The 26,253-nt window shown below is 64.6% G+C and carries 22 protein-coding genes; 9 read left to right on the plus strand and 13 right to left on the minus strand.

Going from position 1 to position 26,253, the window contains the following annotated elements:
- Positions 1–35: 35 nt before the first annotated feature.
- Positions 36–1,046 (minus strand): 4-hydroxybenzoate octaprenyltransferase, encoded by a 1,011-nt coding sequence (gene ubiA, locus PE058_RS18190; protein ID WP_271029014.1) that lies wholly within the window; start codon positions 1,044–1,046, stop codon positions 36–38.
- A 28-nt stretch (positions 1,047–1,074) separates the two neighbouring features.
- A complete protein-coding gene (locus PE058_RS18195; protein ID WP_271029015.1) occupies positions 1,075–2,745 on the minus strand; it encodes an ankyrin repeat domain-containing protein in 1,671 nt (556 codons plus the stop codon).
- A 225-nt stretch (positions 2,746–2,970) separates the two neighbouring features.
- On the opposite strand from PE058_RS18195, the gene PE058_RS18200 reads away from it, so the two are divergent.
- From PE058_RS18200 to PE058_RS18235, 8 genes are all read left to right on the plus strand, one after another.
- Positions 2,971–3,711, plus strand: a complete 741-nt coding sequence (locus tag PE058_RS18200) for a 16S rRNA (uracil(1498)-N(3))-methyltransferase (protein ID WP_020085073.1) — start codon at positions 2,971–2,973, stop codon at positions 3,709–3,711.
- Positions 3,712–3,906: 195 nt separating this feature from the next.
- Positions 3,907–4,512, plus strand: a complete 606-nt coding sequence (locus PE058_RS18205; RefSeq protein ID WP_020085072.1) for a glutathione S-transferase family protein — start codon at positions 3,907–3,909, stop codon at positions 4,510–4,512.
- Between the two features lie 108 nt (positions 4,513–4,620).
- On the plus strand, positions 4,621–7,626 hold the full coding sequence (ileS, locus tag PE058_RS18210) for an isoleucine--tRNA ligase (protein ID WP_271029016.1): 3,006 nt from the start codon (positions 4,621–4,623) through the stop codon (positions 7,624–7,626).
- Positions 7,623–8,153, plus strand: coding sequence for a signal peptidase II (lspA, locus tag PE058_RS18215; protein ID WP_271029017.1), 531 nt, complete (start codon positions 7,623–7,625; stop codon positions 8,151–8,153). Before ileS ends, lspA begins: the two co-directional genes overlap by 4 nt.
- Before the next feature lie 92 nt (positions 8,154–8,245).
- Positions 8,246–8,722, plus strand: a complete 477-nt coding sequence (locus tag PE058_RS18220) for a hypothetical protein (protein WP_020085069.1) — start codon at positions 8,246–8,248, stop codon at positions 8,720–8,722.
- A gap of 237 nt (positions 8,723–8,959) precedes the next feature.
- The gene (locus tag PE058_RS18225; protein ID WP_020085068.1) at positions 8,960–10,354 is read left to right on the plus strand and encodes a M16 family metallopeptidase; all 1,395 of its coding nucleotides are present in this window, start codon (positions 8,960–8,962) and stop codon (positions 10,352–10,354) included.
- A 72-nt stretch (positions 10,355–10,426) separates the two neighbouring features.
- Positions 10,427–11,791, plus strand: a complete 1,365-nt coding sequence (locus tag PE058_RS18230; protein ID WP_271029018.1) for a M16 family metallopeptidase — start codon at positions 10,427–10,429, stop codon at positions 11,789–11,791.
- Between the two features lie 189 nt (positions 11,792–11,980).
- Entirely contained in the window at positions 11,981–13,333 is a 1,353-nt protein-coding gene (locus PE058_RS18235) for a glucose-6-phosphate isomerase (RefSeq protein ID WP_271029019.1), read from the plus strand.
- A gap of 16 nt (positions 13,334–13,349) precedes the next feature.
- Here PE058_RS18235 and PE058_RS18240 read toward each other — a convergent pair whose 3' ends face one another.
- The 8 genes from PE058_RS18240 to PE058_RS18275 all read right to left on the minus strand — a co-directional run bounded on the left by PE058_RS18240 (position 13,350) and on the right by PE058_RS18275 (position 22,805).
- Positions 13,350–13,967, minus strand: coding sequence for a response regulator (locus tag PE058_RS18240; RefSeq protein ID WP_020085065.1), 618 nt, complete (start codon positions 13,965–13,967; stop codon positions 13,350–13,352).
- Positions 13,968–14,054: 87 nt separating this feature from the next.
- Positions 14,055–15,035 carry a PQQ-dependent catabolism-associated beta-propeller protein gene (locus tag PE058_RS18245; RefSeq protein ID WP_020085064.1) on the minus strand — a complete coding sequence of 327 codons (981 nt, stop codon included), beginning with the start codon at positions 15,033–15,035 and terminating at the stop codon, positions 14,055–14,057.
- A gap of 29 nt (positions 15,036–15,064) precedes the next feature.
- On the minus strand, positions 15,065–16,885 hold the full coding sequence (locus tag PE058_RS18250) for a quinoprotein dehydrogenase-associated putative ABC transporter substrate-binding protein (protein ID WP_271029020.1): 1,821 nt from the start codon (positions 16,883–16,885) through the stop codon (positions 15,065–15,067).
- 260 nt (positions 16,886–17,145) lie between these two features.
- The gene (locus tag PE058_RS18255; protein WP_026867884.1) at positions 17,146–19,035 is read right to left on the minus strand and encodes a PQQ-dependent dehydrogenase, methanol/ethanol family; all 1,890 of its coding nucleotides are present in this window, start codon (positions 19,033–19,035) and stop codon (positions 17,146–17,148) included.
- Positions 19,032–19,199 (minus strand): hypothetical protein, encoded by a 168-nt coding sequence (locus PE058_RS18260; RefSeq protein WP_156827284.1) that lies wholly within the window; start codon positions 19,197–19,199, stop codon positions 19,032–19,034. The genes PE058_RS18255 and PE058_RS18260 overlap by 4 nt, the downstream gene beginning before the upstream one ends.
- Before the next feature lie 421 nt (positions 19,200–19,620).
- A complete protein-coding gene (locus PE058_RS18265; RefSeq protein WP_020085061.1) occupies positions 19,621–20,238 on the minus strand; it encodes a response regulator transcription factor in 618 nt (205 codons plus the stop codon).
- A complete protein-coding gene (locus PE058_RS18270) occupies positions 20,235–21,653 on the minus strand; it encodes an ATP-binding protein (RefSeq protein WP_020085060.1) in 1,419 nt (472 codons plus the stop codon). Before PE058_RS18270 ends, PE058_RS18265 begins: the two co-directional genes overlap by 4 nt.
- A 21-nt stretch (positions 21,654–21,674) precedes the next feature.
- Positions 21,675–22,805 (minus strand): formylglycine-generating enzyme family protein, encoded by a 1,131-nt coding sequence (locus PE058_RS18275; protein WP_271029021.1) that lies wholly within the window; start codon positions 22,803–22,805, stop codon positions 21,675–21,677.
- 133 nt (positions 22,806–22,938) lie between these two features.
- Here PE058_RS18275 and PE058_RS18280 point away from each other — a divergent pair, with 133 nt between their 5' ends.
- On the plus strand, positions 22,939–23,781 hold the full coding sequence (locus PE058_RS18280; protein ID WP_271029022.1) for a quinoprotein dehydrogenase-associated SoxYZ-like carrier: 843 nt from the start codon (positions 22,939–22,941) through the stop codon (positions 23,779–23,781).
- Between the two features lie 120 nt (positions 23,782–23,901).
- Here PE058_RS18280 and PE058_RS18285 read toward each other — a convergent pair whose 3' ends face one another.
- The 3 genes from PE058_RS18285 to PE058_RS18295 form a co-directional block, all read right to left on the minus strand.
- Entirely contained in the window at positions 23,902–25,107 is a 1,206-nt protein-coding gene (locus PE058_RS18285) for a serine hydrolase domain-containing protein (RefSeq protein WP_271029023.1), read from the minus strand.
- A gap of 203 nt (positions 25,108–25,310) precedes the next feature.
- Positions 25,311–25,706: a hypothetical protein gene (locus PE058_RS18290; RefSeq protein WP_020085056.1), complete on the minus strand. Its 396-nt coding sequence runs from the start codon at positions 25,704–25,706 to the stop codon at positions 25,311–25,313.
- A gap of 97 nt (positions 25,707–25,803) precedes the next feature.
- Complete coding sequence (locus tag PE058_RS18295) at positions 25,804–25,986, minus strand: hypothetical protein (protein WP_271029024.1); 183 nt, start codon at positions 25,984–25,986, stop codon at positions 25,804–25,806.
- Positions 25,987–26,253: the final 267 nt, after the last annotated feature.

The raw sequence follows: 26,253 nt of genomic DNA on the forward strand, positions 1-26,253 counted from the left end.
CGCGCTTTTGTTTTCGGTAAAGTGATTGGTCCAGCTCAGCTCAGCCCGGCCCACCACGACAGCAACGTGTCGGTCACCAGGGCGAGGAAGATCGCGGCGCCAACATCGCGATTGGCGCGGAAACGGCGCAGGCAGTTCTTGGCATCCGAAATGTCCAAGGTCGAGACCTGCCAAGCCATCTGCAGGCCGACGAGGGCGACGCCGAAGAAGAACATCAGATGCGTGCCCGCGAGGAAGCCGGCGGCGATCCACAGCAGCAGCGCGCCCACATAGAAGCTGCCGACCCAGAACGGCGTATCCTCTCCAAACGAGAGGGCGGTCGACTTGAGGCCGAGCATCAGATCGTCCTCGGTGTCCTGGTGGGCGTAGATCGTGTCGTAGCCGATGGTCCATAGGACCGAGCCCATGTAGAGCAGGATGGCCGGGAGAGCGAGCGAGCCCTTGACGGCCGCCCAGCCCATCAGCGCGCCCCAATTGAACGCGAGCCCGAGCACCGCCTGCGGCCAATAGGTGAAGCGCTTCATGAAGGGGTAGATCGCAACCAGCGCCAGCGACGCGATACCGAGCGCAATCGTGAACAGGTTGAACCAGATGAGGACGAAGAAGCCGACCAGCGCGAGCGCGAACGTGAAAAGCAGTGCGGCTTCCGGCGTGACCTGGCCTGAGGGAATCGGCCGGCTCGCCGTGCGCTGGACGCGGGCGTCGAAGTCGCGATCCACGTAGTCGTTATATGCGCAGCCCGCTCCCCGCATGACGACCGCGCCGATGGCAAACATGGCCAGCATCCAAGGGTCCGGATAGGGGTGGCCCATCGAGACCTCGGCCAGGGCCACCGACCACCAGCACGGAAACAGCAGCAGCCACGTGCCGATAGGACGGTCCATGCGCGCGAGCCGCAGATACGGGCGCAAAGGGGCGGGCGCGAAGCGATCCACCCAGTTGCCTTCGGCGGCATCCGCAACAGCGGCCGAGTCTCCGTCGATCGGGGGCTCGGCATCGGGGGTCGCCGCCTGCGCCGTCATTTTCGATTGATCCTCGTCTGCCATTTCCGAGCCATCCGTTGCGCGGGGGAAATTAGCCGCCGCCGTCCTCCGGGGCAACTTGCGGCACTGCCGCAAGGAGAACATCGGCCACATCCTCCGAAAAGCGCCTGCTCGTGCCCTCCATGACAACGACGCCGGAGCCTTGGGGGCCAGGATGGGCCGCCGGCAGACCGTGCGCCACGAGGGCCTCGGCGCAGCCGGGCCAGTCTCCGCCCTCGACAGGCTCGTTGCACGAGGCCCACGACAGCGTGCCGCAGACGTTGTCGCCAAACCCGTGCTGCTCCCTCCAGCTCGCCCCATGATCGAGGAGGAAGCGTGCAAGGCGGGAATCGCCCCGGAAGACGGCGTGGTTCAACGCCGAGGCGTCCCAGTCGCCGCCACGTGTGGCGACCGGCCATCCCAGCCGCACCATGAGGCGCACGGCCTCGCCCGCACCTTGCGCCGCCAGCTCCGGCAGGAGCCGAAGCTCCGACGCGGAGAGCGCCGCAAGGCTGCCCGGCCGCTCAGCCAGGAGGCGGCGTGCGGCAGGCTCGTCACCTCTCGTGCAGGCGGCCACGAACTCCTCCTGCTCGGAGAGCCCGCTCACGCTGCCGCCTGCCTCGCGCACCAGCTCGGCGACATGCGGAAGCCCGAACTTGAGGGCCAGCACGTAGGCGCTGTTTCCCTCGGGCGTCCTGGCTGACGGATCTGCGCCCGCGGCCAGCAGGGCACGCACATGCTCCGCGGACCTTCGCCGCCTGATGGCCCATAGCAGGGGCGAGCCCCACGCCGATGTGGGCGCGCCGGGCGGGCGCTCGTTAGGATCGCCTCCGTGCGCGAGCAGCAGGCGCAGCGGCTCGGCATCGTCGAGATCGAGGGCGCGATAGAGCGCGTTGGTGCCGGTAACGCGCGCTCCCGCCTTCAACAGAAGGCACGTGCAGGCCGGGCTTTCGAGCGCGTGATAAAGCGACTCGCCATCGTTCGGGTTCGCGCCCCGCTCCAGCAGAAGCTGCGTCAGCTCGGGGTCGCGGTTCTGGCCCGCCGCACCGTAAAGTGCGGACAGCGGATACTCTTCCGACGGCGCTTCCGGGGAGGCCGCCCAGCGGCTTTGCACGCTCTGGCCAGGATCGGCGCCCGCATCGAGCAGGAGACGCGCCGCCGCCATGAGACGCTCGCGATAGGCAGGCAGGCGCAGCAGGCTCGAATGCGTGACCGCGACGAGCGGGGGAAGACCCAGCGCCCCGCCCGGGCGATCTTTCCAGGCAGCGTCACGCCGCAACTCCTCGCGCAGGGCGGCGACGTCACCAACCGCGCAGGCGAGGTATGGGTCTTTGCCCGCGATCTCGGGGCTAGCTTCCAGGAGCCTCGCGGCGACCGCGGGCCGGGCGCGGTTCATGCCGCCCGCAATGTCGCCTGCATAAATGAGGCGCATGAGGGTTAGCGCCGTCGCGGCCGGATCGGACGACTGCGCCTCGCGCGCGGCAACGAAGCTCTTCAGCTCCGCCCATGATGCGAAGCCATGCTCCCGCGCGACGCACGATTGGGCGTCATGCAAGCGCAGATCGAGAGAGGCGATGGTCCGGTTATCGGCGTTGGCGGCGATGGGCAAGGCTGCGCGGAACCGCGCGAACGCGGACGCGTCGCCCTCTCTGTAGAGGGCCAGCAGGTCCTTGGCCTGTTTCTTCAAATGGCCGATATTCGGCCGGTCGGGCAGCCGCTTCATGGAAACCTCCGTGCATGGAGCGCCGACAACCCGCAAATCCGGCTGCACAAAGGTTGAAAATCTGCGTGCGAAAGCAAGTGGGCTCTGCCCTTCCCGCGGGTCCGGATGCGGCTTGCAACCGCGCGGCGGATGCTAGGGGAGAGACCGTTCCAGGTCAACGGAGCGCCAGGGCCAGCGTTTGGGGACGGTGTTGGATCGGCGGGCCGCATCGGATATGGAAACGCCATGGCGGTCCATGACTTCACCTCTCAGCGGCTTTTTGTCGATCATCCCCTCGGGGAGGGCGCGCGCATCCCGTGCACGCCCGAGCAGGCGAGCTACCTCAGGAGCGTGCTGCGGCTCGGAGAGGGCGACGAGATCCTCATCTTCAACGGCCGCGACGGCGAATGGCGGGCGCGCCTCTCGGAAGCAGGCAAGCGAGGCGCGGCGCTCGAAGCGCAGACCCTCACGCGGGCGCAGGAAGGCGGGCCGGATCTCCACTACCTGTTCGCCCCCCTCAAGCGCGCCCGGCTCGACTACATGGTGCAGAAGGCAGCCGAGATGGGCGTAGCGCGGCTGGTGCCGGTGCTCACGCGCCATACGGTGGCCGAGCGCGTCAATCTCGAGCGGATGCGCGCCAACGCCATCGAGGCGGCGGAGCAGTGCGGCATCCTGCGCGTGCCGGAGATCGCCGAGCCGGTGAAGCTCTCGAGCCTTCTCGGCACGTGGGACGCCTCCCGCAGGCTGATCTTCTGCGACGAAGCGGCCGAGCAGACCAGCCCGCTCGCGGCGCTCGGCGGTGTCGCCCCCGGTCCCCTCGCTGTGCTGATCGGACCGGAGGGTGGATTTTCGCCGGATGAGCGGGAGATGATCCGCGCTCGGCCGGAGGCGATCGCACTTTCGCTCGGTCCCCGGATCATGCGGGCCGATACGGCAGCCGTCGCCGCGCTCGCGCTCGTCAACGCGGCGCTTGGAGACTGGCGCTAAAGGCTTTCGGCAGGACGAGGCTCGACCAACGTACGCGTCATAATCCGTCATGCCGCCGTAGGCCGGCATCCAGATCGCGTCGCAATTTTCCTAGGAGTTGCCTGGACCCCGACCTTCGTCGGGGTGACGTCACAATGCGACACTGAGATAGCGCCAATACGACGGTGTCAGAATGGGAACCAGAAGAGGCATGTCATGCTCACGCTCTATCACAATCCGCATTCGCGCTCGACGATCGTGCACTACATGCTGCACGAGCTGGGCGAACCGTTCGAGATCGTGCCGGTCGACCTCAAGGCGGGCGATCACAAGACGCCGGAGTTCCTGAAGCTCAATCCCATGGGCAAGATCCCGGTGCTGGCCGACGGCGATACGATCGTGACTGAGGCCCCCGCGATTCTCGTCTATCTGGCCGACAAGTATCCGAAGGCGGGGCTGGCGCCGAAAATCGAGGATCGGGACCGCGCCGCCTATCTGCGCTGGATGTTTTTCTACGGGAGCTGCTTCGAGCCTGCCTCCATCGACTTGTCGATGCAGCGGGAAACGCCCGCCTCGACCGCGGGATGGGGCAAGCCGGCCGACATGCTCGACACGCTCTCGGCAGGCCTCAAGCCCGGTCCCTGGCTGCTGGGAGACCGCTTCTCCGCCGCAGACGTTCTGCTCGGCTCCGGCATCGGCTACATGCTCAGTTTCAACGTATTGCCTAAGCGCCCGGAATATCTCGACTATGTGGCCCGGATCGCGGCGCGTCCGGCGCATCAGGCGGCGGTTGCGGCCGACAAGGCCCGACTTTCCGGCTGAGATCGGGGCTGCCCGGCGGGCGGGCTTTGCGTCCCGGCGCCCAGGTTGGTAGAACCCCTGCAAATCATGGGCGCGGGGCGCCCTCTCCTGACATGAAAGACGGCGATTATGGCGAAGGGCAACGGCGTGGCCGACAACGATCAGACGGGCGCCGAAACATCGGGGCGGGACTGGAGCCAGACGCTCAACCTGCCGCAGACCGATTTTCCGATGCGGGCGGGCCTCCCGGACCTCGAGCCCAAGATCCTCGCCCGCTGGCAGGAGCGCGACCTCTACAAAGAGCTGCGTGAAGCGTCCAAGGGCCGTCCCAAGTTCGTGCTGCACGACGGGCCTCCCTACGCCAACGGGCACATCCACATCGGGCACGCGCTGAACAAGATCCTGAAGGACCTGGTGGTGAAGAGCCAGCAGATGCTGGGCTTCGATTCCAACTACGTGCCGGGCTGGGACTGCCACGGCCTGCCGATCGAGTGGAAGATCGAGGAGCAGTACCGCGCGAAGGGCAAGGAAAAGCCGAACTTCTCCGATCCGGCCGCCATCAATGCGTTTCGCGACGAATGCCGCCGCTTCGCCGAGACGTGGGTGGACGTGCAGCGCGAGGAATTCAAGCGGCTCGGCGTGATCGGCGACTGGGCGAACCCGTACCTCACCATGAGCTATGCCGCGGAGGCGACGATCGCCTCCGAGCTGATGAAGTTCGCCGCCAACGGCCTGCTCTATCGCGGCTCGAAGCCCGTGATGTGGAGCGTTGTCGAGAAGACCGCGCTCGCGGAGGCGGAGGTCGAGTACCAGGACTATCAGTCCGACATGGTGTGGGTGAAGTTTCCGGTGAAGTCCGGCGATCTCCCCAAAGACGCCAACGTCGTGATCTGGACCACGACGCCCTGGACGCTTCCGGGCAACCGCGCGATCTCGTTCTCGTCGAAGATCGAGTACGGCCTCTATGAAGTGACCGCTGCGCCCGAGAACAACTGGGCAAAGGTTGGCGATAAATACGTGCTCGCCGATAAGCTCGCTGCTGACGTCATGAAATCCGCGAAGGTCGAGGCCTTCGAACGGCGTGGATCTGTTGCTGGAGACGACCTCAAAGGGATCGTCGCGGCGCATCCCCTTGCCTCTCTTGGCTATGACTTCGACGTGCCCCTCCTCGACGGCGATCACGTGACCGACGACACGGGCACCGGCTTCGTGCACACGGCGCCCGGCCACGGCGCGGACGACTACAACATCTGGATCGCCAATCAGAAGGCTCTGCGCGACCGCGGGATCGACACCACGATCCCGTTCACCGTCGATGCGGATGGCGTATTGACCAAGGAGGCCCCCGGCTTCACCGGCAAGCGCGTGCTGAAGGAAAACGGCGACAAGGGCGACGCGAACGACGCGGTGATCAAGGCGCTCAGCGAAGCGGGCACCATCATCGCGCGCGGCCGTCTCAAGCACCAGTATCCGCACTCGTGGCGCTCGAAGAAACCCATCATCTTCCGCAACACGCCGCAGTGGTTCATCGCGATGGACAAGGGCTTCGGCGCGGACAAGCGCACGTTGCGCCAGGTCGCGCTCTCCGAGATCCAGGCGACGGAGTGGGTGCCGGAGACGGGCGAAAACCGCATCAACGGCATGATCGCCAACCGTCCCGATTGGGTCGTCTCGCGCCAGCGCGCGTGGGGCGTTCCGATCACCGTGTTCGTCTCGAAGCGCGATCACGACGGCCACAAGGAAGGCGACATCCTGCGTGACGAGGCGGTCAATGCCGCCATCGCCGACGCCTTCGCCAAGGAGGGTGCCGACGCGTGGTTCGCAGCCGGGTCGGCCGAGCGCTTCCTCAAGCCCAAGTACGATCCGGCCGAGTGGGAGCAGGTGCGCGACGTGCTCGACGTGTGGTTCGACTCGGGCTCCACGCACGCGTTCGTGCTGGACGATCCCGAGCAGTTCCCCGGCCTCGCGGGCATCGAACGGGTTCGCGACGGCGGACAGGACCGGGTGATGTATCTTGAGGGCTCGGACCAGCATCGCGGCTGGTTCCACTCCTCGCTGCTCGAATCCTGCGGCACACGCGGGCGCGCGCCCTATGACGTGGTGCTGACGCACGGCTTCATCCTCGACGAGAAGGGGGATGAGAAGATGTCGAAGTCGAAGGGCAACGTGCTCTCGCCCCAGGACGTGATGAAGACCTCGGGCGCGGACATCCTGCGCCTCTGGGTAGCGTCCGCCGACACGACGAACGACATCCGTTTCGGACCGGCCATCGTGCAGTCGGCCGCGGAAGCCTATCGCAAGCTTCGGAACACGCTCCGCTGGATGCTGGGCGCGCTGCACTACTTCTCTCCGGAGCTGCAGATCGCCCGCGCAGAGCTGCCCGAGCTCGAACGTCTCATGCTGCACAGGCTGTGGGAGCTCAACCGCGACGTGCGCGCCGCCTACGCGAGCTACGACTATCGCGGTGTCGTGGCCGCTCTCTCGCCGTTCATGAATACGGACCTCTCCGCCTTCTACTTCGATATCCGCAAGGACACCCTCTACTGCGACGCCTATTCGAGCGTGAAGCGGCGGGCCTGCCTGACGGTGATCGACCAGATCTTCGGCTGCGTGACCTCCTGGCTCGCGCCGATCCTGTCGTTCACGGCCGAAGAAGCCTGGATCCACCGTTACGGCGCGGAGCGCAGCGTGCATCTCGAAACCTTCCCGGAGGTGCCTGAGTCCTGGCGCGACGACGCGCTCGCCGAGAAATGGGAGCGCGTGCGTGCCGTGCGCCGCGTGGTGACGGGCGCGCTCGAACTCGAGCGCGCGGCCAAGCGCATCGGATCGAGCCTCGAGGCGGCGCCCGAGGTCTTCGTCACAGACGTCGCCACGCTGGAAGCGATCCAGGACGTCGACCTCGCCGAGATCTCCATCACCAGCGGCGCGACGCTCGTTCGCAAGCTCGCTCCGGAAAACGCCTTCACGCTTCCCGACGTGCCGGGCGTCGGCGTCGTGCCGACGCGCGCGGAAGGGCGCAAGTGCGCGCGCTCATGGCGCATCACGACGGATGTCGGGTCCGACCCCAGCTATCCGGATCTCTCGGCCCGCGATGCGGCTGCCGTGCGTGAACTCGACGCGCGGGGCGCGGCATGACGGCACCGGCTGGCGGCTTCTCGCGCTATCTGTGGGGTCCCTACTCGTCGCTCGCGCTCAAGATCGCGGCGGTGACCTTCGTCATCGACCAGGCGCACAAGTGGTGGATGCTGCTGGTCTACCAAATCGCCGAGAAGGGGCGGGTGACGGTCACCCCGTTCCTCGATCTGGTGTTCGTCAAGAATACCGGCATCAGCTACTCGATGCTCGACCAGTCCACCTACACCTGGCAGATCGTTCTTGCTTTGTTTGCGGTGGTGGCCTCGGCGGCCCTGTGGGCGTGGCTGGCCGCAGCCGGGACGGGACGCCTGATGGCGTGGGCGCTCGGCCTCATCATCGGCGGAGCCCTGGCCAACGGGCTCGATCGCATACTTATCGGAGGGGTTGCAGACTTCTTCTCTCTGCACGCATTCGGATTTTACTGGTACGTCTTCAACATCGCCGACGTGGCGATTGTTGCCGGGGTTGTAGCGCTCTTGTATGACTCGTTCCTAGGGAGTCGCAATGACGCCGCAAACCCGCGGTAGCCCGGCGTATCAGAAGCGCGGATTTGCATGGTTCATCAAAGGGACTAAGTCCAACTCGGTGAATGGGCGCAACAAGGGGCGGGCGATCTATCATGATCACGAGCTTGATCAGCAGGCGAGCCGTTAAGCGTTGGGCGGGGGCTATCGTCGTTCCTGTCGCGCTGAGCCTCGGCGCCTGCTCGGCCGATGACGTGGAGCTCAATGGCAAGCTTTTCGACGCCGTGGGCCTCAACAATCTCAAGTCCAAGTCCGCCGAGCCCAAGATGGCGGAGCGCGCACCGCTGGTCATGCCGCCCAATCTGGAGCGCGTGCCGGAGCCCGGCGCACCGGCCGAAGCCGTCGCCAACGACGTCACGGCATTGGTGGACGATCCCGACCGCAAGGCGAAAACCAACCGGGCAGAGCTCGAGCGGCAGCAGGCCGAGTACTGCAAGAAGAACTACGACGAGGCGAAGGCGCGCGGAGACGACAACGCGGATCTCGCGTCGGGTCCGCTGGGACCGTGCCGCGGCTCGGTGCTCACGGCTATCCAGCAATGGAATAAAGGGAGCGAGGACGACGACGAGTAGCGCGTCCGTCCGCTTTTCTCCTTCCGCGCCGCCCGCACGCGCGGCGACCGCCTCAATTTGCTATTTTTACCAGATCTTTATCAGCCAATCACATGCGGCTGTTCACCGGCACATGAACGGGTTGTCATTTGACAACAGAGCCACGAATGCCGAGATCTCGTGCAATCGTTTTTCTGCTCATTCCGGTCGGCGCCGGATGGCCAGATTGCCCCGCGATCTCTCGCCACCGAGGATCATATGATGCATTCACCGGGCGTTTCGCGCCTTCTTATCTGGGTCGCCTCGATCATGCTTGCCATCGTGCCTTCTCAAATCCAAGCCCAGCCGCGCACCAGCGAGTTCAAGCTCGCCAACGGTATGCAGGTGGTGGTCATTCCCGATCACCGCGCGCCCGTCGTCACGCACATGGTCTGGTACAAGGTCGGCGCGGCTGACGAGCCGAAGGGCGTGTCCGGCATCGCGCACTTCCTCGAGCACCTGATGTTCAAGTCCACCGACAAGATCCCGCTCGGTGAGTTCTCGAAGATCGTGGCGCGCCTCGGCGGCAACGACAATGCCTTCACCGGCCATGACGTGACGAGCTACTTCCAGCGCATCTCGAAGGATCGCCTCGAGACGGTGATGGAGATGGAGGCCGACCGGATGGTCAACCTCAAGCTCACCGAGAAAGAGGTTCTTACCGAGCGCGACGTGATCCTCGAGGAGCGCCGCAGCCGCATCGAGAACAATCCGGCCGCGATCATGGACGAGCAGATGAACGCTGCGCTCTACTACTCGCATCCCTACGGCATCCCGGTGATCGGCTGGGAGCACGAGATGGCGAAGCTCTCGCCCAAGGACGCGATGACCTTCTACAAGCACTTCTACGCGCCCAACAACGCGGTGCTGGTGGTGGCGGGTGACGTGACGGCGGAAGAGGTGAAGGCCCTCGCCGAGAAGACATACGGAAAGATCCCGGCCAACCCACAGGTCGGCGCCACGCGTGAGCGGCCACAGGATCCCCCGCAGCGCGCAGCGCGGCGTGTCGAATACTCCGATCCGCGCGCAGGCAAAGCGTCGTTCCATCGCGACTACGTCGTGCCGAGCTATACGACGGCCAAGCCCGGCGAGGCGGAAGCCCTGGATCTCCTGATGAAGATCGCCGCGGATGGCGCCACGAGCCGGATCTACAAGCGGCTCGTCGTGGAGGAGAAGATCGCCTCCTCCGCCGGCGGCAGCTACTCGGGCTCGGGCCTCGACAGCGGATCGATCAGCCTCTACGCGGTAGCGGCCAAGCCTTCGGATCTGCCGAAGATCGAAGCCTCGATCGACAAGGTGCTGGAGGAACTGCGCGACAACGGCGTCACCGATGCCGAGCTGACGCGTGCCAAATCCAGCTACATCGCCGACTACATCTACGAGAACGACGACCAGGCTTCGCTCGCGCGGCGCTACGGCTGGGGCCTCGCGCTCGGCCGCACGGTGGCGCAGATCGAGGGCTGGCCGGATGCGATCTCCAAGGTGACGGGCGACGACATCAAGCGGGTGGCCAACACGTACCTCGACATCCGCCGCTCGGTGACGGGCTATCTCACGCCCTCGCCGGAAGCGGGTGCGCACGCGGAGCAGCCTGCCTCCAAGAGCCGCTCGTAGGTTCGCGGGTGCTTCCTGTCGATAACCGCTCTGCACTTTACCAGAAGCAGTTCTAAGGACCGCTCAATGGCTATGCTTCAGCGTTCAATCGTGCGTGTTGGCAGGATCGACATCGCGCTCTCGTTGACCGTGCTCGTTCTCGCCCTTGTCCTCACATTCTCCAGGCCCGCTCACGCCATGAAAATCGAAGTCGTAAAAAGCCCCGGCGGCATCCAGGCGTGGCTTGTGGAAGCCCATGAAAATCCGCTGCTCGCCCTCAAGTTCTCGTTCGAAGGCGGCAACTCGCAGGATCCCGAGGGCAAGGACGGCGTCGCGAACTTCGTCTCCGCCATGCTCGACGAGGGCGCTGGCGACATCCAGGCGAGCGACTTCCAGGAGCAGATGGAAAGCCTCGCGATGCGCATGCGCTACGAGGACAGCCGCGACGCGTTCTACGGGAATTTCGAGACGCTGACGCAGAACCGCAACGAATCCGCCAAGCTGCTCAAGCTGGCGCTGACGAAGCCGCGCTTCGATCAGGATGCGGTGGAGCGTATTCGCGGTCAGTTGCTCGCCAACCTCGTCTACGCCGACCGCGATCCCGAGAAGGTGGCAGCCAAGGAGTGGTTCGCCGTTGCCTTCGCCGGTCACAGCTATTCCCGCCCCTCGCAGGGTACAGAGGCAACCGTCAACGCGATCACGCGCGACGACCTCGAAGCCTATCGCAAGCGCATCTTCGCCCGCAGCAACCTCAAGGTCGTCGCCGTCGGCGACATTACGCCGGAGCAGCTCGGCAAGCTTCTCGACGACGTCTTCGGCGATCTGCCGGAGAAGGCGAGCCTCGCGCCGGTGCCGCTGACCAAGCCGGCGGCGGGCGGCAAGGAAAAGTGGATCTCGATGGATGTGCCGCAGTCGGTCGCCGTGTTCGGCCTGCCTGCCATGCCGCGCAAGGACCCGGACTTCATGGCCGCGTTCGTGCTGAACCAGCTCATCGGCGGCGGCGGCTTCGCCTCGCGGCTGATGGAGGAGGTGCGTGAGAAGCGCGGGCTTGCCTACTCGGTCTACAGCTACATCCAGCCGTTCCGGCACACGTCTATCCTGACCGGCGGCGTCGCCACCCGCGCGGACGCGATCCAGCAGTCGCTCGACGTGATCCGCAAGGAGCTGAAGCACGTCGCCGACGAGGGGCCGACGCCAACCGAGTTCGAGAACGCGAAGAAGTATCTCATCGGCTCCTATGCGCTGCGCTTCGACACCAACTCCAAGATCGCGAGCCAGCTTCTGGGCCTGCTCGAGGACGACTTCGGCCCGGAGTACATCGACAACCGCAACAAGATGATCGAGGCGATCACGCTGGACGACGCCAAGCGCGTGGCCAAGCGGCTGCTCGACACCGACAATCTGATCGTGACGATCGTCGGCCAGCCCGCGACCGCCACCGCCGACAAGAAGGGCTGAGGGCGCTCGCCCCTCCTTCCTGCAAGAATATCGACGCCGCTCCGATCCTACCGGGGCGGCGTTTTCGTGAAAGGCTGCCGAACCGCCAAGCTTTCGGCATATGCCTCACCGACCATCTTGGCGCGGGCTGCGAAACCGGCTACGCCTCCCGCGGAACTCACGCTCGCTCGAACGGTTATGCGGGATGCCATGACAAAGCCCAGCTCCTCCTCCCCCTCCTATCGCCAGTCGATTGCCGGGTGCCTTTCTGGCGCCATCGGCGAGAACGGATTGTCCGAGGCCGAGCTTGGAAGCTGGCTCGAGAAGCTCGGGCCAGCGCTCCACGATCTCAAGGCGGATCATGCGAGCGGGCGTCTTCCGCTGCTCAAGATCTCAGAGGAGACGGACGATCTCGATGCGGCGGAGGCAGCGCTCGCCAAGCTGTCCGAAGGCGCGGAGACGATCGTGTTCTTCGGCACCGGCGGCTCTGGCCTTGGCGGCCAGACGCTCGCCCAGTTCGGCGGGTGGGGGCTTCCCGGCGTCTCCTGCTGCGCGACTGGCGACAAGGCACGCCCGCGTACGCGCTTCTACGACAATCTCGATCCGCTGACGCTGTCGGCTGGTCTCGCCCGGCTCGAACTCGACAAGACGCGTTTCGTCGTCACGTCGAAGTCGGGCGGCACGACAGAAACCATTGCGCAGCTTCTCGCGACGTTGTCGGCAGTGAAAGCCGCAGGCCTCGAAAGCCGTATTCCTCAGATGTTCCTCGGCATCACGGAGCCGGACAAGCCGGGCAAGAGCAACGGCCTGCGCGCGCTGCTCGGCAGCCTCGGCATTCCCATGCTGGAGCATCACACCGGTATCGGCGGGCGCTTCTCGTGCCTGACGAACGTCGGCCTGCTGCCGGCGCTGGCGCGCGGGCTCGATGCCCGCAAGATCCGCGCGGGTGCGCAGGAGGTGATCGACAGCCTCGTCTCGGCGTCCTTCCCCGCAGCCTTCGCTCCGGCGATCGGCGCTGCGACGGCGGTGGGCCTCTCGAAAGAGCGCGGCATCCGCACGCTCGTCATGATGCCCTACAACGACCGGCTCGGCCGCTTTTCTGAATGGTACGTGCAGCTTTGGGCGGAGAGCCTCGGCAAGGGTGGCGAGGGCACGTCGCCCATCCCGGCCCTCGGGCCGCTGGACCAGCACAGCCAGCTTCAGCTCTTCATGGACGGTCCGCGCGAGATCGCGGTGACCGTGGTCCGGGTCGCGAGTGCAGGCGAAGGCGCTCTGCTCGACGCGGAGATGGCTAAGCTCGCGGGGCAGAGCTTCCTCGGCGGCAAGACGATCGGCGACGTGGTGGATGCGCAGTCGCACGCCATCGCGGAGGCGCTGACCCAGGCTGGCAGGCCGGTTCGCACGTTCGATATTCAGAAGCTCGACGAGCGCGCGATCGGAGCGCTGCTCATGCACTTCATGATCGAGACCATCCTGGCGGGGCGGCTTCTGAACCTCGACCCGTTCGACCAGCCCGCGGTGGAGCTTGCGAAGACGCTGACGCGCGAGCGGCTCGCGCGCTGAGGGAGCCCGCCTCCGCTTACCGGATGCGGCGCTCGACGCTGAGGCGGATGAGATCGGCGGTGCGCTCAACGCCGAGCTTCTCCTTGAGGCGGCTGCACGAGTTCGCCACCGTCTTGTAGGCGATACCGAAGGTTGCCGCGATCTCCGCGAGGCTCTTGCCTTCGCCGAGCAGGCGCAGAATCTCGACCTCACGGTTCGACAGCTTGTGCAGCGGATCCTCGGTGAATGCGGAGCTGAACACCAGCTCGCTCGCCATGGAGCGGTCGAGATAACGATCGCCGGATGCAATCTTCTTCACGGCCGTGACGAGTTCGCCCGCTTCGGCGCTCTTGCTGACATAGCCGGCCGCACCTGCCTTGAGCGCACGCATGGCGTAGCTCGGCTCGGAGTGCATGGTGAACATCACGATGCGGGCCGCGACATTCTCCGCCTTGAGACGGCGAAGCAGCTCTAGCCCGCTCGATCCGTCGAGATTGATGTCGAGCACCACCACGTCGGGATTGACCGTTCGAGAGAGGTTCATCGCGTCTTGCGCATTCGCCGCTTCGTGGATCTCCGCTCCGGAAATCGTCGCGAGCAGGCGACGGATCCCCTCCCGCACCACCGCGTGATCATCGACCACAAGAATTTTCATCGGCTCAAGTCTCCTCGCGACGCAGGATAACACCCCCGTCGCGCCTCATATAGTTGTAACGATATCACTTTCCCGATACGCCCGGCACTATGGCTTAATGGCAATGCCCCACGGAAGGCGCCCTACAGGCACGGAGCGGAGCGGCTTCAGGGTGGCCGTATCGATCACCGTCATGTCGTTGGTGAGGCCGTTGGCCACGAAAAGCTGCGAGCCGTCCGGGTGAACGGCCATGTGCCAGGGCCGCTGACCCACGAGAACGTACTGCTTGATCTCGTAGGTCTCGGTGTCGACCACGGCGACGCGATTGGCGTGGCTGAGGGCGACGAAGGCGTGTTTACCATCCTTCGACATCTCGATGCCCACGGGCTGGATCAGCTCCGGATTGACGCCCGGAATCGTGAAGCCGAACTTCTTCACCACCTTGTAGGTCTTGGCGTCGATGACGGAGACGGTGCCACCGATCTCGGCCGAGACCCACACATGGCGGCCGTCCACGGTGAACTGAGCCTCGCGCGGGCGGGTATCGACCAGGATGTTCTGGAGCACGTCGAACGTCTCGTTGTCGATGACGTGCGCCATGCTGGTCTGCTCTGACGTGGCGACGGTGATCTTGTTGTCTGGCGAGACGGCCATGCCCTCGGGCTCGACACCGATCATCACCTCAGCCAGCACCTTGCCGTCGGCCCGCTCCATGATGGTGACGTAGCCCTCGTCCTCGTTGGCGATGTAGATCCGCTTGCCGTCCGGCGAGACATCGAGGAGCTCGGGATCAGGCCCCGAGTTCAAGGTGCGGGTGATTTCCAGCGTCTCGGTATCGATGACGTCGAGGCGGTTGTCGTCTCCGATGCAGACGAGCACCTCCTTGAAGTCCGGCGTGATGCGGATGCCGCGCGGCCGCATGCCGGTCTTGATGGTTTTCACGATCTTCAGAGACTCGTCGAGCACCGTGACCGTGTTCTCTTTCTCGTTCGTGACGAAGATGGTCAGCGCGCTCGCCTCTTTCGGCGCCGCCGTGAGCAGAAAGGGCAGAGCGAGCGCGGCAGTCACGATCTTGTTGCTGGTCACCATTGCGAACCTTCTGTTGTGGCGGCGCGTTCTCAATTCGGCAGGGCGGGCGGCGTATCGTGGGCCTTGCCGCCCACGGGCCGCGACACGAGGCGCAGAGCGCCGACAGCGGCATCGAAACCGGCGCTGGTCGCGATATCGAGCGCAGTCTGGCCCGTGGTTGACTTCACGCCGAGATCCGCTCCCGAACCGGCGAGAAGACCGATCATCGGCGCGTTGTTGTGGCCCGCCGCGATCATGAGCGCGTTGACGCCGTCCTTCGACAATGCGTTTACGTTCGCGCCCTTTTCGATGAGGAGACGGGCGAGATCGAGCGGCTGCGGCCCTTGCGCGAGGTTGCCGGACCGCGTCTTGGCGGCAAGCTGGGTCGCGAGCACCATCAGCGGCGTCACGTTCTCCACGCCCGAGGTGGCATTCACATCCGCTCCGAGATCGATCAGGGCCTTCGCCGCAAAATACTTGCCATCGCCGAGTGCCCAGGAAAGCGGCGTGATGCCCTGCTTGTTCTTGAGCTCGAGGTTCGCGCCCTTCTTGGCCAGCATCTCGATGGAAGGGACATGATTGCGATTGATGGCGTGCAGAAGCGGGAAGAAGCCATCGGCATCAGGCGCGTTAGGATCGGCGCCCGCCTCCGCCAGAATGCCGATCAGCGTGGTGCCGCGGGTGCGGGCAGCGGTGTCCAGCGGGGTAAAGCCGCCGGAATCGCGCTTGTTCACATCCGCGCCCTTCTTGATGAGGAAGCGCACGCGCTCCGCATCGTTGCCGATGATCGCGTTGACCAGCTCCTGATCGAGATCGGCGCCTTCCTTCAGCCAAGCTTCGAGGCGCGCTTCCGTCACGATCTGGTGCTCGGCCGCCTTGTCCGTATGCTCGATCTTGGGTGCCTCCTTCAGGAAGCGGTCCTGCGAGACGTTGCGGAGGCGCTCGTAGTAGGAGCCGTGGGCCGGCAGATCGCCATCCACCGCGCACTTCGAGCATTTGACGAGGGGGACGCCGTAGTCCTTGAGGACGGCGGCGATCTCATCCTTCTTCCGGGTGAGCGCCCAGTCGATCATGTACTTCAACATGACCTGGTTGCGCTGCATGCCGATGGCGAGATCGAACTCCATCGGCACCTCGTTCTCCCAGAGGTTCACCGGCTGAATGACGATCGGCTCATTCTTCTGCGTCTTGAGCCACCCTGCGAACGGCCCCCACACACCGGCCACGTCCAATTCACCGTCGATGACCTTCTGCACCTGCTGCCACGGCTGATGCTCGGGCTTCAGATCCGCGTCGTAGGCGATGACGTGGAGGTCGAGGTTCTTGAGCCCGCGGCGCTCGAGCGCCTCGCGCAAGCCGGAATGCTGGAACACACCGATGCGCAGATCCTTGAGCGCAGGATCGTCGAGGCTCTTGATGTCGAGCTTACGGTCCTCCCGGTGGGCAAAGATGTAGGTCGTTCGATAGATCGGCTCAGTGGTGAGCAGCTCCTGAAGCGCCGTCGGCATATCCATCAGGATGTCGCACTCGTCGTTCTGGAACGTCTCGCGGGTAAGGCCGCGTTCGTGATAGGGGCGCCAGAAGAAGCTCGCGTGGCCGCCGAGATCCTCGGCGATGATCTTCGCGATCTTGTTCTGATAGCCGTCCTCCTTCGAGGAGGAGAGCGGCATGTTGCCCGGATCGGCGCAGACACGCAGCACGTCGAGCTTGCGGTGACGCGCCTCCTGACGCGTTGCCGTGTGCTCGGCCGCGGTCAAATCGTCGAACGACTTGTTCTTCGTGAACGAGCGCAGGTTCTCCGCCGCGATGGCCGGGCCACAGAGACCGGCAAGAACGGCACCCAACGCGAGCGTGTGCGACAGCTTCCTCACACCACACCTATTAATGTTATAATGTTGCTTCTAATGATCAGAGCGCGGCGCGGCAAGTCCGGATCTCTACGCGGAGCAATCACAGTTTCGCGCGCCAAACCAGGGGCCTAGCCCGATCCTGCTTCGAGCGAATCCGGCCGGACCGGCTGCCACTGTCGCGGCTTCTTCCAAAAGCCGCTCCGCCTCACCGAAAGAGCGGCCCCAACGGCAAACGCCCAGTGCCGTGAGGCACCGGGCGTCCGTTTCATGCTCCTTGCCGATCACTCGCCAAGGCTGAACGTGTAGAGCTCGCCGCCCTGCGGGATCTTGTCGAGGCCGGTGGCCTTCGCCATTGCCGTCGCACCGATCGCGCCGAACTTGTCGTTCATGTCGAGACCAGCGGTGACGGGGATGCCGATCCAGCCGCCGAGACCCGAGAAGATCGAGACGTACTGCTTGCCCTTGATCTTGTAGGTGATCGGGTTGCCGATGATGCCGGAGCCCAGCTTCTTCTGCCACAGCACCTTGCCGGTCTTGCGATCGACTGCGCGGAAGTGGCCGCTCTTCGAGCCGTAGAACATCAGGCCGCCGTCGGTGACCATGGTGCCCGACCAGTTCGGATAGGGATCCGGAATCTCCCAGTCAGCCTTGCCCGTCACGACGTCGAACTTCTTGATCTTGCCAGAGATGCCCGGCTTCTCAGGATACATGTACACGTTGGCGAACACGTAGACCGTGCCCTGCTGCGTGTGCGTGCGCTCCTGCGGCTCGTCCTCCATGCACCAGTTGTTGGTGGGGCAGTAGAACTTGTTGGGCTCCTTGGGGTCGACAGAGCAAGGCTGCTGGTCCTTGCCGCCCATGGCCGAGGGGCAGGCAGCGACGTTGCGGCCGACCTCGAAGGGCGAGTGCTCGTAGACCTTGATCGGACGGCCGGTCTTGAGATCGACCTTCTCGGCCCAATCCACGGTCACGAACTTGTTGGCGCGCAGCAGCGTGCCGTCGACGCGATCGAGGACGTAGGCGAAGCCGTTGCGGTCGAAGTGGACGAGAGCCTTGTGCTTCTTGCCATCGACATCGAGGTCGTTGACGAGAATGTTCTCGTTCACGCCGTCATAGTCCCACTGGTCGAAGGGCGTCATCTGGTAGGCCCAGACGACCTCGCCGGTGTCCACCTTGCGGGCGAAAATGGTCATCGACCACTTGTTGTCCCACTTGCCGGTGTTGCACTCGTCGTGGGTCTTGTCGCCGCAGCGATAGCTGGGGCTCCAGTGACCGGGGTTGCCGGTGGACCAGTAGACGAGCTTCAGCTCGGGGTCATAGCTGCCCCAGGCCCAGTAAGCGCCGCCGCCGATCTTCCACTCGCCGCCGTTGGTCGAGGGATACGACGTGATGCCGATGTCGGTGCCGGCCGTGCCGTAGTGCGGGTTGGCCTTGTTGGTGTCCGGCGTGAGGCAGACATCCTTGTCAGAGCCCGTCGAGTGGCACTTCCAGACCACTTCGCCGGTCTCGATATTGTAGGCGGTGAGGCGTCCGCGGGCTGCGAACTCGTCGCCGCCGAAGCCTGCGATCACGAGGTTCTCGGCCACGAGAGTGGGACCCGTGATGGTCTCGCCGTGCTCAGGATAAGCGTGCTTCACGACCCACTTCTCGGCGCCGGTGGTGGCGTCGAGCGCGATCACGAAGCCGTCGAGCGTGTGGTAGATCACCTTGCCGGCGGCATAGTTCACGCCGCGGTGAACGGTGTCGCAGCAGGCGCGCGGAACGGCCGACTCATCGCGGTCGGTCTTCTTGACGTAGTTCCAGACCTGAACCGGATTGTCCGGATCGCTGAGGTCGAGTGCCTGCAGGATGTTGCACTGGGCCATGTTCGGGCAGCCCGACGAGAAGTACATCATCGGCTTGCCGTTGTGCTCGACGACGACCGGCTGGCCTTCGTGGCCGCGCAGAGCGCCGGTCGACTGCGACCAGGCGAACTGAAGCTTCTTTACGTTCTCGGTGTTGATGTCCTTCAACGTCGAGTGACGCGTGAGCTGGTTGTCGCGGCCCGGGGCGGGCCACAGGTTCTCGTTCTTGGTGTTCTTCTCGATCTCGGCATTGGCCAATACGGGGCCACTCATGCCGAGCAGGGCGGCCAAAACACCGCCAGCTACAAAGGCTAACCTCTGTCTCATTCTGCTTCCTCTCCTAGTACCAGGCGAGTTTCCGCAGGCAATTCCAAACCATGCCCTTCCGAAAACCCACGTCCTCTCGCAAATCCGGCTTTGCCGAAAAAACGAGATCCCGCATTACGCAAAACGGCATCTCCGGCCTTCCCGGCCGTGATCGTCTTGCGCATTCAAAAAATCTCGATCGTGGAGTGCTGACCTCCGATGGAGGCAGATGGCTTTGCTATGCTGGAAAAAGCTGGGCGCCGGGAGAACCCAAGGAGGAGAGCGGTTGTCTCGGCGCCCCAGCCATCCTGCAAGCCCGCGAACCATAGGCAACGCCAATAAGTTGCACTATGGGATTAGCTCCCGATGTGGTTTGCCAAGTTTCCCAATCACACAGTCGTGATCGCCGGTTCGATTTCGCCGAATAAGCCCGTAATTCCGTGCCAAATTGTAGGACGATTTCCCGGGATACATTTTCCTTGAAAACAATAGTCCTGTTCCGAAGCGGCAGAAGCGGAGAAGGAGACCGGCTTCGCGTAGCGCCAAAATCTCTTCACTTCGCAGTGCTGCGTTCAAACGGAGATATCGCGCTTCGGATCGATCGGATCAGTTGCGGCGGTTTTCGATGGAAAAGCGAATGAGGTCGGATGTGCGCGGTAAATCGAGCTTTTCCTTGATGCGCCCGCACGAGTTGGCAACCGTTTTGTAGGCGATGCCGATCGCATCGGCGATGCCTTGCAGGCTCTTGCCTTCGCCCAGCATACGCAGGATCTCGATCTCGCGGTTGGTGAGCTTGCGCAAAGGGTCCTCGGCGCGCACGCTGCTCATTACCAGCTCGCCCGCCATGGTGCTGTCGAGGTAGCGCTCGCCGTCGGCAACGCGCATCACCGCGGTCGTCAGCTCCTCGGCACCCGCGCTCTTGCAAACATATCCGTAGGCGCCTGCCTTGAGAGCCCGGTTCGCGTAGATCGGCTCGGCATGCATCGAGAACATCAAGACGCGCACGGCCGGGCTTTCGATCCGAAGACGGCGCAGCAATTCGAGGCCGCTCGCGCCTTCGAGATTGATGTCGAGGACCACGACATCCGGGTTTTCCTTGCGCGCCGTCGCCAGCGCCTCGTGGGCCGTCGCCGCTTCCAGCACAACCACGTTCGGCATGGCGGAGAGAAGGCGTTGCACGCCCTGGCGCACCACCGCGTGATCATCAACGACGAGGACCTTCATGCATCACTCCCCAGATCGGCGGATCCGTCGAATGCAGCATAGCTTTCCCGGATCGGGAGCCGGACGTCCACCTTAACACCGGCTCGATCTTCCCTGTTGCCAATATCGATCGTCCCACCGAGAGCAGTCACCCGCTCGCGCATGGCGATCAGCCCGAAGCCGCTCGACAGGCTAGACGGCTTCAATCCGCCTCCGTCGTCACGGACCAAAACACGGACGTCGTCGTCCTCGTTGCGCGTCACCTGCACATCGATCTCGGTCGGCTTCGAGTGCTTGAAGGCGTTGCTGATGGCTTCCCGAACGATGCCGTGGATCACCGCGTCGAGCTTCTGGCCGCATCCGCGATCCGTCACGTCGACGTTGAAGACCACATCGGGATTGCGGAGCTGCCAGGAGGCCACGAGCGTTTCGATGGCGTTGGCGAGACCCAGCTCCAGATGCACCGTGGGGCGGAGGCGGCCGAGGATCGACTTCACATGCTTCTTCATATGCGCCACCGCTTCGCGTATGGCGTCCGTGCGGGCGATCAGCGCGTCCGTCTCGGGCGCCTCCGCCATCTGGCGAATGGTCGAGGCGTCGACGTCGACGGAGAACAGGAACGGGCTCACCTCGTCATGAAGGTCGCGGGCCAGGTCCGCGCGCTCCTCCTCCTGCACGGTCGCGAGCTGCTCGTTGAGCTGCTGGTTGCGCCTCTCCATCTGGCCAAGACGATCGGCCATCTCGTTGAAACCGGAGCAGAGCTTGGCGAGCTCGGTCGGTCCGCTTTCCGCGACGCGCACGCCATAGTCGCCGCCGCCGAGCCGCTCGAACGCGGCGGAGAGCTTCGGCAGAGGCTCCAGGGCGCGCCCGACGGTGAAGTAGACGAGCGTGGAAACCAGCGCGCAGAAGAATGTCAGGATGGCGAGCTTCAACAGGAAGTCGTCCCAGACCTCTCCCACCTCTCCGCGCTGCTCGGTTTCGAGCTCGAACGCGCCGTAGTTGGTGAGACCTTCCGGCAGGGCGATGCGGATGACCTGGGGCGGTCCTGCCATCAGCGCGTAGAACCAATCCGGCAATTCCTCGGCCGGCGCGACGAAGCTCGATATGCGTGCGCCGATCGGCTCGGGCTCGATGAAGGTCGCGCGAACGTGACGGTTGCCGTCGAACACGCGGACGAGACGGACGAGTTGCAAGCGCGGCTCATCGTCGTGAGCAATCTCCTGGACGACCTTGCGCACGGTCTTCTCGGCAATCGAGAGCGCGGCACCGACCTCCGTCTCCACCTTGTTCGCGGCCTGCCAGTAGGTGATCGCGCCGCTCATCACGAGCGTAAGAATGAGAACGATGGAGATATTGCGGATGATGGTCGCGGAGAGCGACTCCGACTTCTTGGGTCCCAAAGACCCATTGAGATCGATGTATTCGCGCATCGGCATGGCTCTATCCCGCTCCGGCTCTCATGGTGCTCCGCTGCCAGGCAGGAGATCGCGCGCGACGCGAAAGCCCACGCTGAAATTGCGGAAGCCGGGAATGTTGCGCACGCGCATGGCTGACCGCATCGCCTTCACCGGATAGAACGCCGAGCCGCCGCGCAGACTGTAGACGCCGCGCGCCGCGGGTCGGTCTCCCTGAGGGGCGCAATCATCGGTCACGCGGGGAGAGCCGTCCTTCGGGCCGGACGCATAGTCCTCGCAATAGAGGTCCGCCGTCCATTCCCACACGTTGCCATGCACGTTGTGCAAACCCCAGGGATTGGCAGGGAAGGCGTCTGCGGGCGCAGGCGACTTGCTGTCCCATTCGCTTCCGCAGCCCACGCATGCCGCGCGCGCGACGCCGTCCGCCGGGAGCGAGTCGCCCCACCAGAAAGCTGTTTTCGTGCCCGCGCGGGCTGCCATTTCCCACTCCGCTTCCGAAGGCAGGCGATACGCATGTCCGGTCAGCTTGCTCAGCCACTTGGCGTAGTCCGTGGCATCGGTGTGGCTCACGCCCACGATGGGTTGGCCCGGGCCGGTCAGCGCCGCGCCCAGGTTACGATAGTAGCGGCTGGAGCCGGTCTCGATGTTGTGCTGGCCGCCCGGCTCGAGCCATTCGGGCGGCTTGCATCCGCCTGCCGCCACGCAGGCCTTGTATTCAGCCACGGTGACAGGATGCGCCGCCATGGCGAAGGCGCGGATGGTTACCGGCGTCAGCGTCTCGTCGTCCGAGCGGTCTGCCTCGTCCGGAGGCGAGCCGATGGCGAAGTCCGGCGGAGAGGGCGGAACGACCAGCATCGGCGGGCAGACGGCAGGGGCATCGCAATCGGCAAACGGTTTGCCGCCTCCGGCAACCCGCGTCTCGCTGCGCTCGGCCTTGCCGGTTCCGATCCGAACATCGATCAGAACCAGGCCCAGCGCGGCGGCGCGCGCCGCGACGGCCTCCTTCGTACCGGGATCGCGATCTAAAATTTCCTGCAAGGCCCGTGGGCTGGCCGCAGTCGCCACGGCTTCGGCGTCCGGGGCCGCGAAAGATGGCTCCGCCGTTCCGGCCAGAACCGCGAGCATGACTGTAAGTACCCGGGCGAGCGGGGAAAGATCGGGCGATGCTTGCATGGAAACTTTCAGTGTAACAAGGTAACATCTCCTATGTTATAAATTGTCGCATCGCGCAAGGGCCAGCCAGCAGATTCGCCGGCGCCGCTGAGCGCACACGCTCCGGAATGCCTAAAACGGAAAGGGCCTGACCATGGTTAGCCGCTCCATTTCCCGCCGTTCCCTGATCATTTCCGCCCTCGCTCTTCCGCCGCTCGCGGCCGGGCTTTGGCCGGGTTTCCTTCACGCCGCCGAAGAGGATCCGTGGCCGGGCCTCCGGGAGGAGGTGTTCGGAAAGCGGGAGATTGCGGAAAACGACGGTCTGGTCACGCTCTATGCGCCGGAGCGAGCAGAGGACGCGGCACTCGTGCCTATCAGCATCCGCATTCCCGGCACCGTGGCCCGGAACGCGGTCGCGCTTACGCTGCTGATCGACCGCAACCCTGCGCCGGTGGCGGCCACCTTCCGCTTCGGAGAGGGCTTCCGCGACGGTCCCGATATCGGCGAGCGGCAACTCGCAACGCGCATCCGGCTCGACTCCTTCTCCAAGGTGAGAGCGGTGCTCGAAACCGCGGACGGACGACTTCACATGTCCGCGAAGTTCGTCTCCGGCGCGGGCGGATGCTCCGCAACGCCCTCGAAGGACATCGAGGCGGCCCTCGCCGGCCTCGGGAAGATCGACATCAAGGCGAAGACGGAGCCCGCGCGCGGGGACGCGTTCCGCGAGGCGCAGGTGATGATCCGCCATCCCAACTTCACCGGCCTGCAACTCGATCCCGATACGCGCGGCTACGTGCCCGCGCGCTTCATCAACACGCTTGAGGTGAAGAGCGCCGGGCAGGTTCTGTTCCGCATGGAAGGCGGCATCTCGATCTCGGAGAACCCGAATATCCGCGTGAGCTACGGCGGAAGCAGCGCCGACGAGCTCATCGAGGTGAATGCCAAGGATACGGACGGCGCATCGTTCTCTCTGCGCTCGGACGCGCGGGGTTCCTAGAGCGTATTGCGATCCGACAGGCTCGGATCGCAATACGCTCTAGATTTCTGATTGTCGTATTGTCTTGCGACGAACCGGCCTGCACTTCGTCTGAAAATGCTCCAGCGAACGGCAAGCCGCTCACTCGCGGGCGAGACGCAGCAGATCCTCTGCGAGCGTATCCATGCCTTCCGGCACGTCTGTATTGACGAGGAGCGTGACGGACGTCCAAGCGCGGCGTCCCTCGCCCGCCGCGATCATGTTCAAGGCCGTATAGCCCGGCACGAGACCCGAGTGGGTGAAGAGATCGTAGTCCGCGCGGTGCTCCACGAACCACCCCATGCCGTAATAGAGATCGGGCGTCACGCGGGCCCCATCCGAGACCATCAGATCGACGAGCTCGACGGGCAGGATGCGGCCTCCCATCAAAGCGGCATTCCAGGCATAGAGGTCTCCTGCGGAACTCGCGACGTCGGCGCTGCCCTTGAGCCAGTCCGGCTGATCGAACACCGGGCGGCGCCTGTATATCGGGGGTGCCACGACGGCGCCGGCCGGGTAGTCCCCGATGAATCCCGTCTCGCGAAGATGGGCGCGCGGAAAGATCGTCTGCCGTAGATAGGCGTGATGGGAGTGCGGCATGGCCTCTCCCGGCAACAGAGCTTCCTCGATTGTCTCGGCCAGCAGGAAGTAACTGGTGTTCGAATATTCGAATGTGTTCGGCCATCCGGATGGCCGGAGCTTCTTCAGCTCCGACAGCAATTCGGGCGCGCCGATACGCCCCCACGGATTGGTGGTGGCCGGCGGCAGGCGCGTGAAGTTCGGAAGGTTCGACGTCATGGTGAGCAGGGTGCGGAGCGTGACGGGTTGCGTGTTCGACGCCGCATCCTGTCCCGGCCAGTGCTCCACACCCTTGAAGACGCGCGCGAGCGCGAGATCGAGGGTGACGGCCGTTCCGTCGCGCAGCGTCGCATCGCGGCCGATGAGATCGAGCACAGCTGAAGCCGTGAATTGCTTCGCAAGGGAGCCGACGTGAAAAACCGTGTGCTCCGTCGCCGCCACGCCAGGGGCGCTCTCACCGTAGCCTTTCGCCATCCCGAGCGCGCGCTCGGTGCCGATCGCGAGCGCGAACGAGACCTTGGGTAGCGCGCCGCGTGTCGCGTCCAGTCGCGCCAGGAACTGTTTGACGAGCGTATCGGCTTGAGCGGCCTTGCCGGCTGTCCATTCGGCCGCGACGGCCTGCGTGACCGATAGCACGAGCACGAGTGAGACCCACGCCGCGCGCGAGGCAAATCCGGGCTTGGGCGCGCCGCGCTCTCCGGCTGCTTGAGAAATGCGAACCCACCACATCAAGCTGGGTCAACACCGCGTTGGAGCCAAGACAAGAAGGTCACGAGACAACAAGAAACCGTGTGCCATCATCTTGAGTAGGCCGTTCCGGCGAGTCAAGCAAAGGGGCTACCGAAATCTTGCGTGAATGGGCGCAAAAAACCCCCGGCGCCTTCGGGCGCCGGGGGGCCGACTTCCCCGCGTCGACAATTCGGTGACTGCGCTTAGTCGCGCGATCCGTCGGTCGGCACGCGAGCTGCCGGATCCGATCCCGCAGCCGGGTCAGTCGGCTTGCTCGCGCCCGGACCCGGCTGACGGTTCTCGACAGAATTCGGATCGGCCGGAATGCCTGCAGGCGTCTCGTAGCCCGAACCGCCCGAGCTTGCGCCCTCGCTCGCGGAGCTGCCTGAACCCGTGCCTGCCGGAGCGGTCGGCATACGCGCGGAGGGCTTCGAGCCAGCGGCCGGATCGGACGGCGTCGTGGCGCTCGGGCCGGGCTGCTTGTTCATGGTGGTGCTGGGATCGGCCGGACTTCCGCCCGAGGATTGGGCGAGCGCAGATGTTGCACCAAGAGTAATGGCAAGGGCGGCAAAGACAGGAAGTGCTCTCGTCATGATCATTCCTTTTCTCGTTTGTGGTTTCCTCCCACCCGGAAGAAAACCCACGCCTTGCTCATCGGTTCCGATTATTGCGGACGCCGCTTTGACGCGCTCGGCCTCAAGCGCCAGGCTCCGCGCTGTCTTGCGACGGCTGTGCAGCAGGGCTGGGCAGTGCGGCGCGAGCTGCAAGCTCCGCCTCGGCGCGCTTCAGGTTGTCGAGCACCGCGACCATCTCGCGCGGCAGCGACGCCTCGTCCGGCTCATAGATGCGCTTCAAGCGCACGCCGAAGGTTCTAACCATTTCCGATCCGAAATCTCGTTCCATTATTCTCGTCTCCGGTGTGCTGCACTCCTTCCCAAGCACACAAAAAATCAACCGTTCAGTCCGAGCGCAGTTCCATTGGAAACGGTTACGGACAGGTATTTTCCGTCAGCCCGAAGCCGCCCAGGGGAAGACCTGGTCCTCACGCCTCACTCGACATGGAAGGGAGCTTCGCGCTCTCGGTGGGTAACCATGATCGGCATTCGCCGGTTCCGCGCGTTCAGACGGACATCTTAGCGCAGAGGT

It is taken from the genome of Hyphomicrobium sp. DMF-1 (genome assembly GCF_027886585.1).
In the GTDB taxonomy this organism is placed as follows: Bacteria; Pseudomonadota; Alphaproteobacteria; order Rhizobiales; family Hyphomicrobiaceae; genus Hyphomicrobium_C; species Hyphomicrobium_C zavarzinii.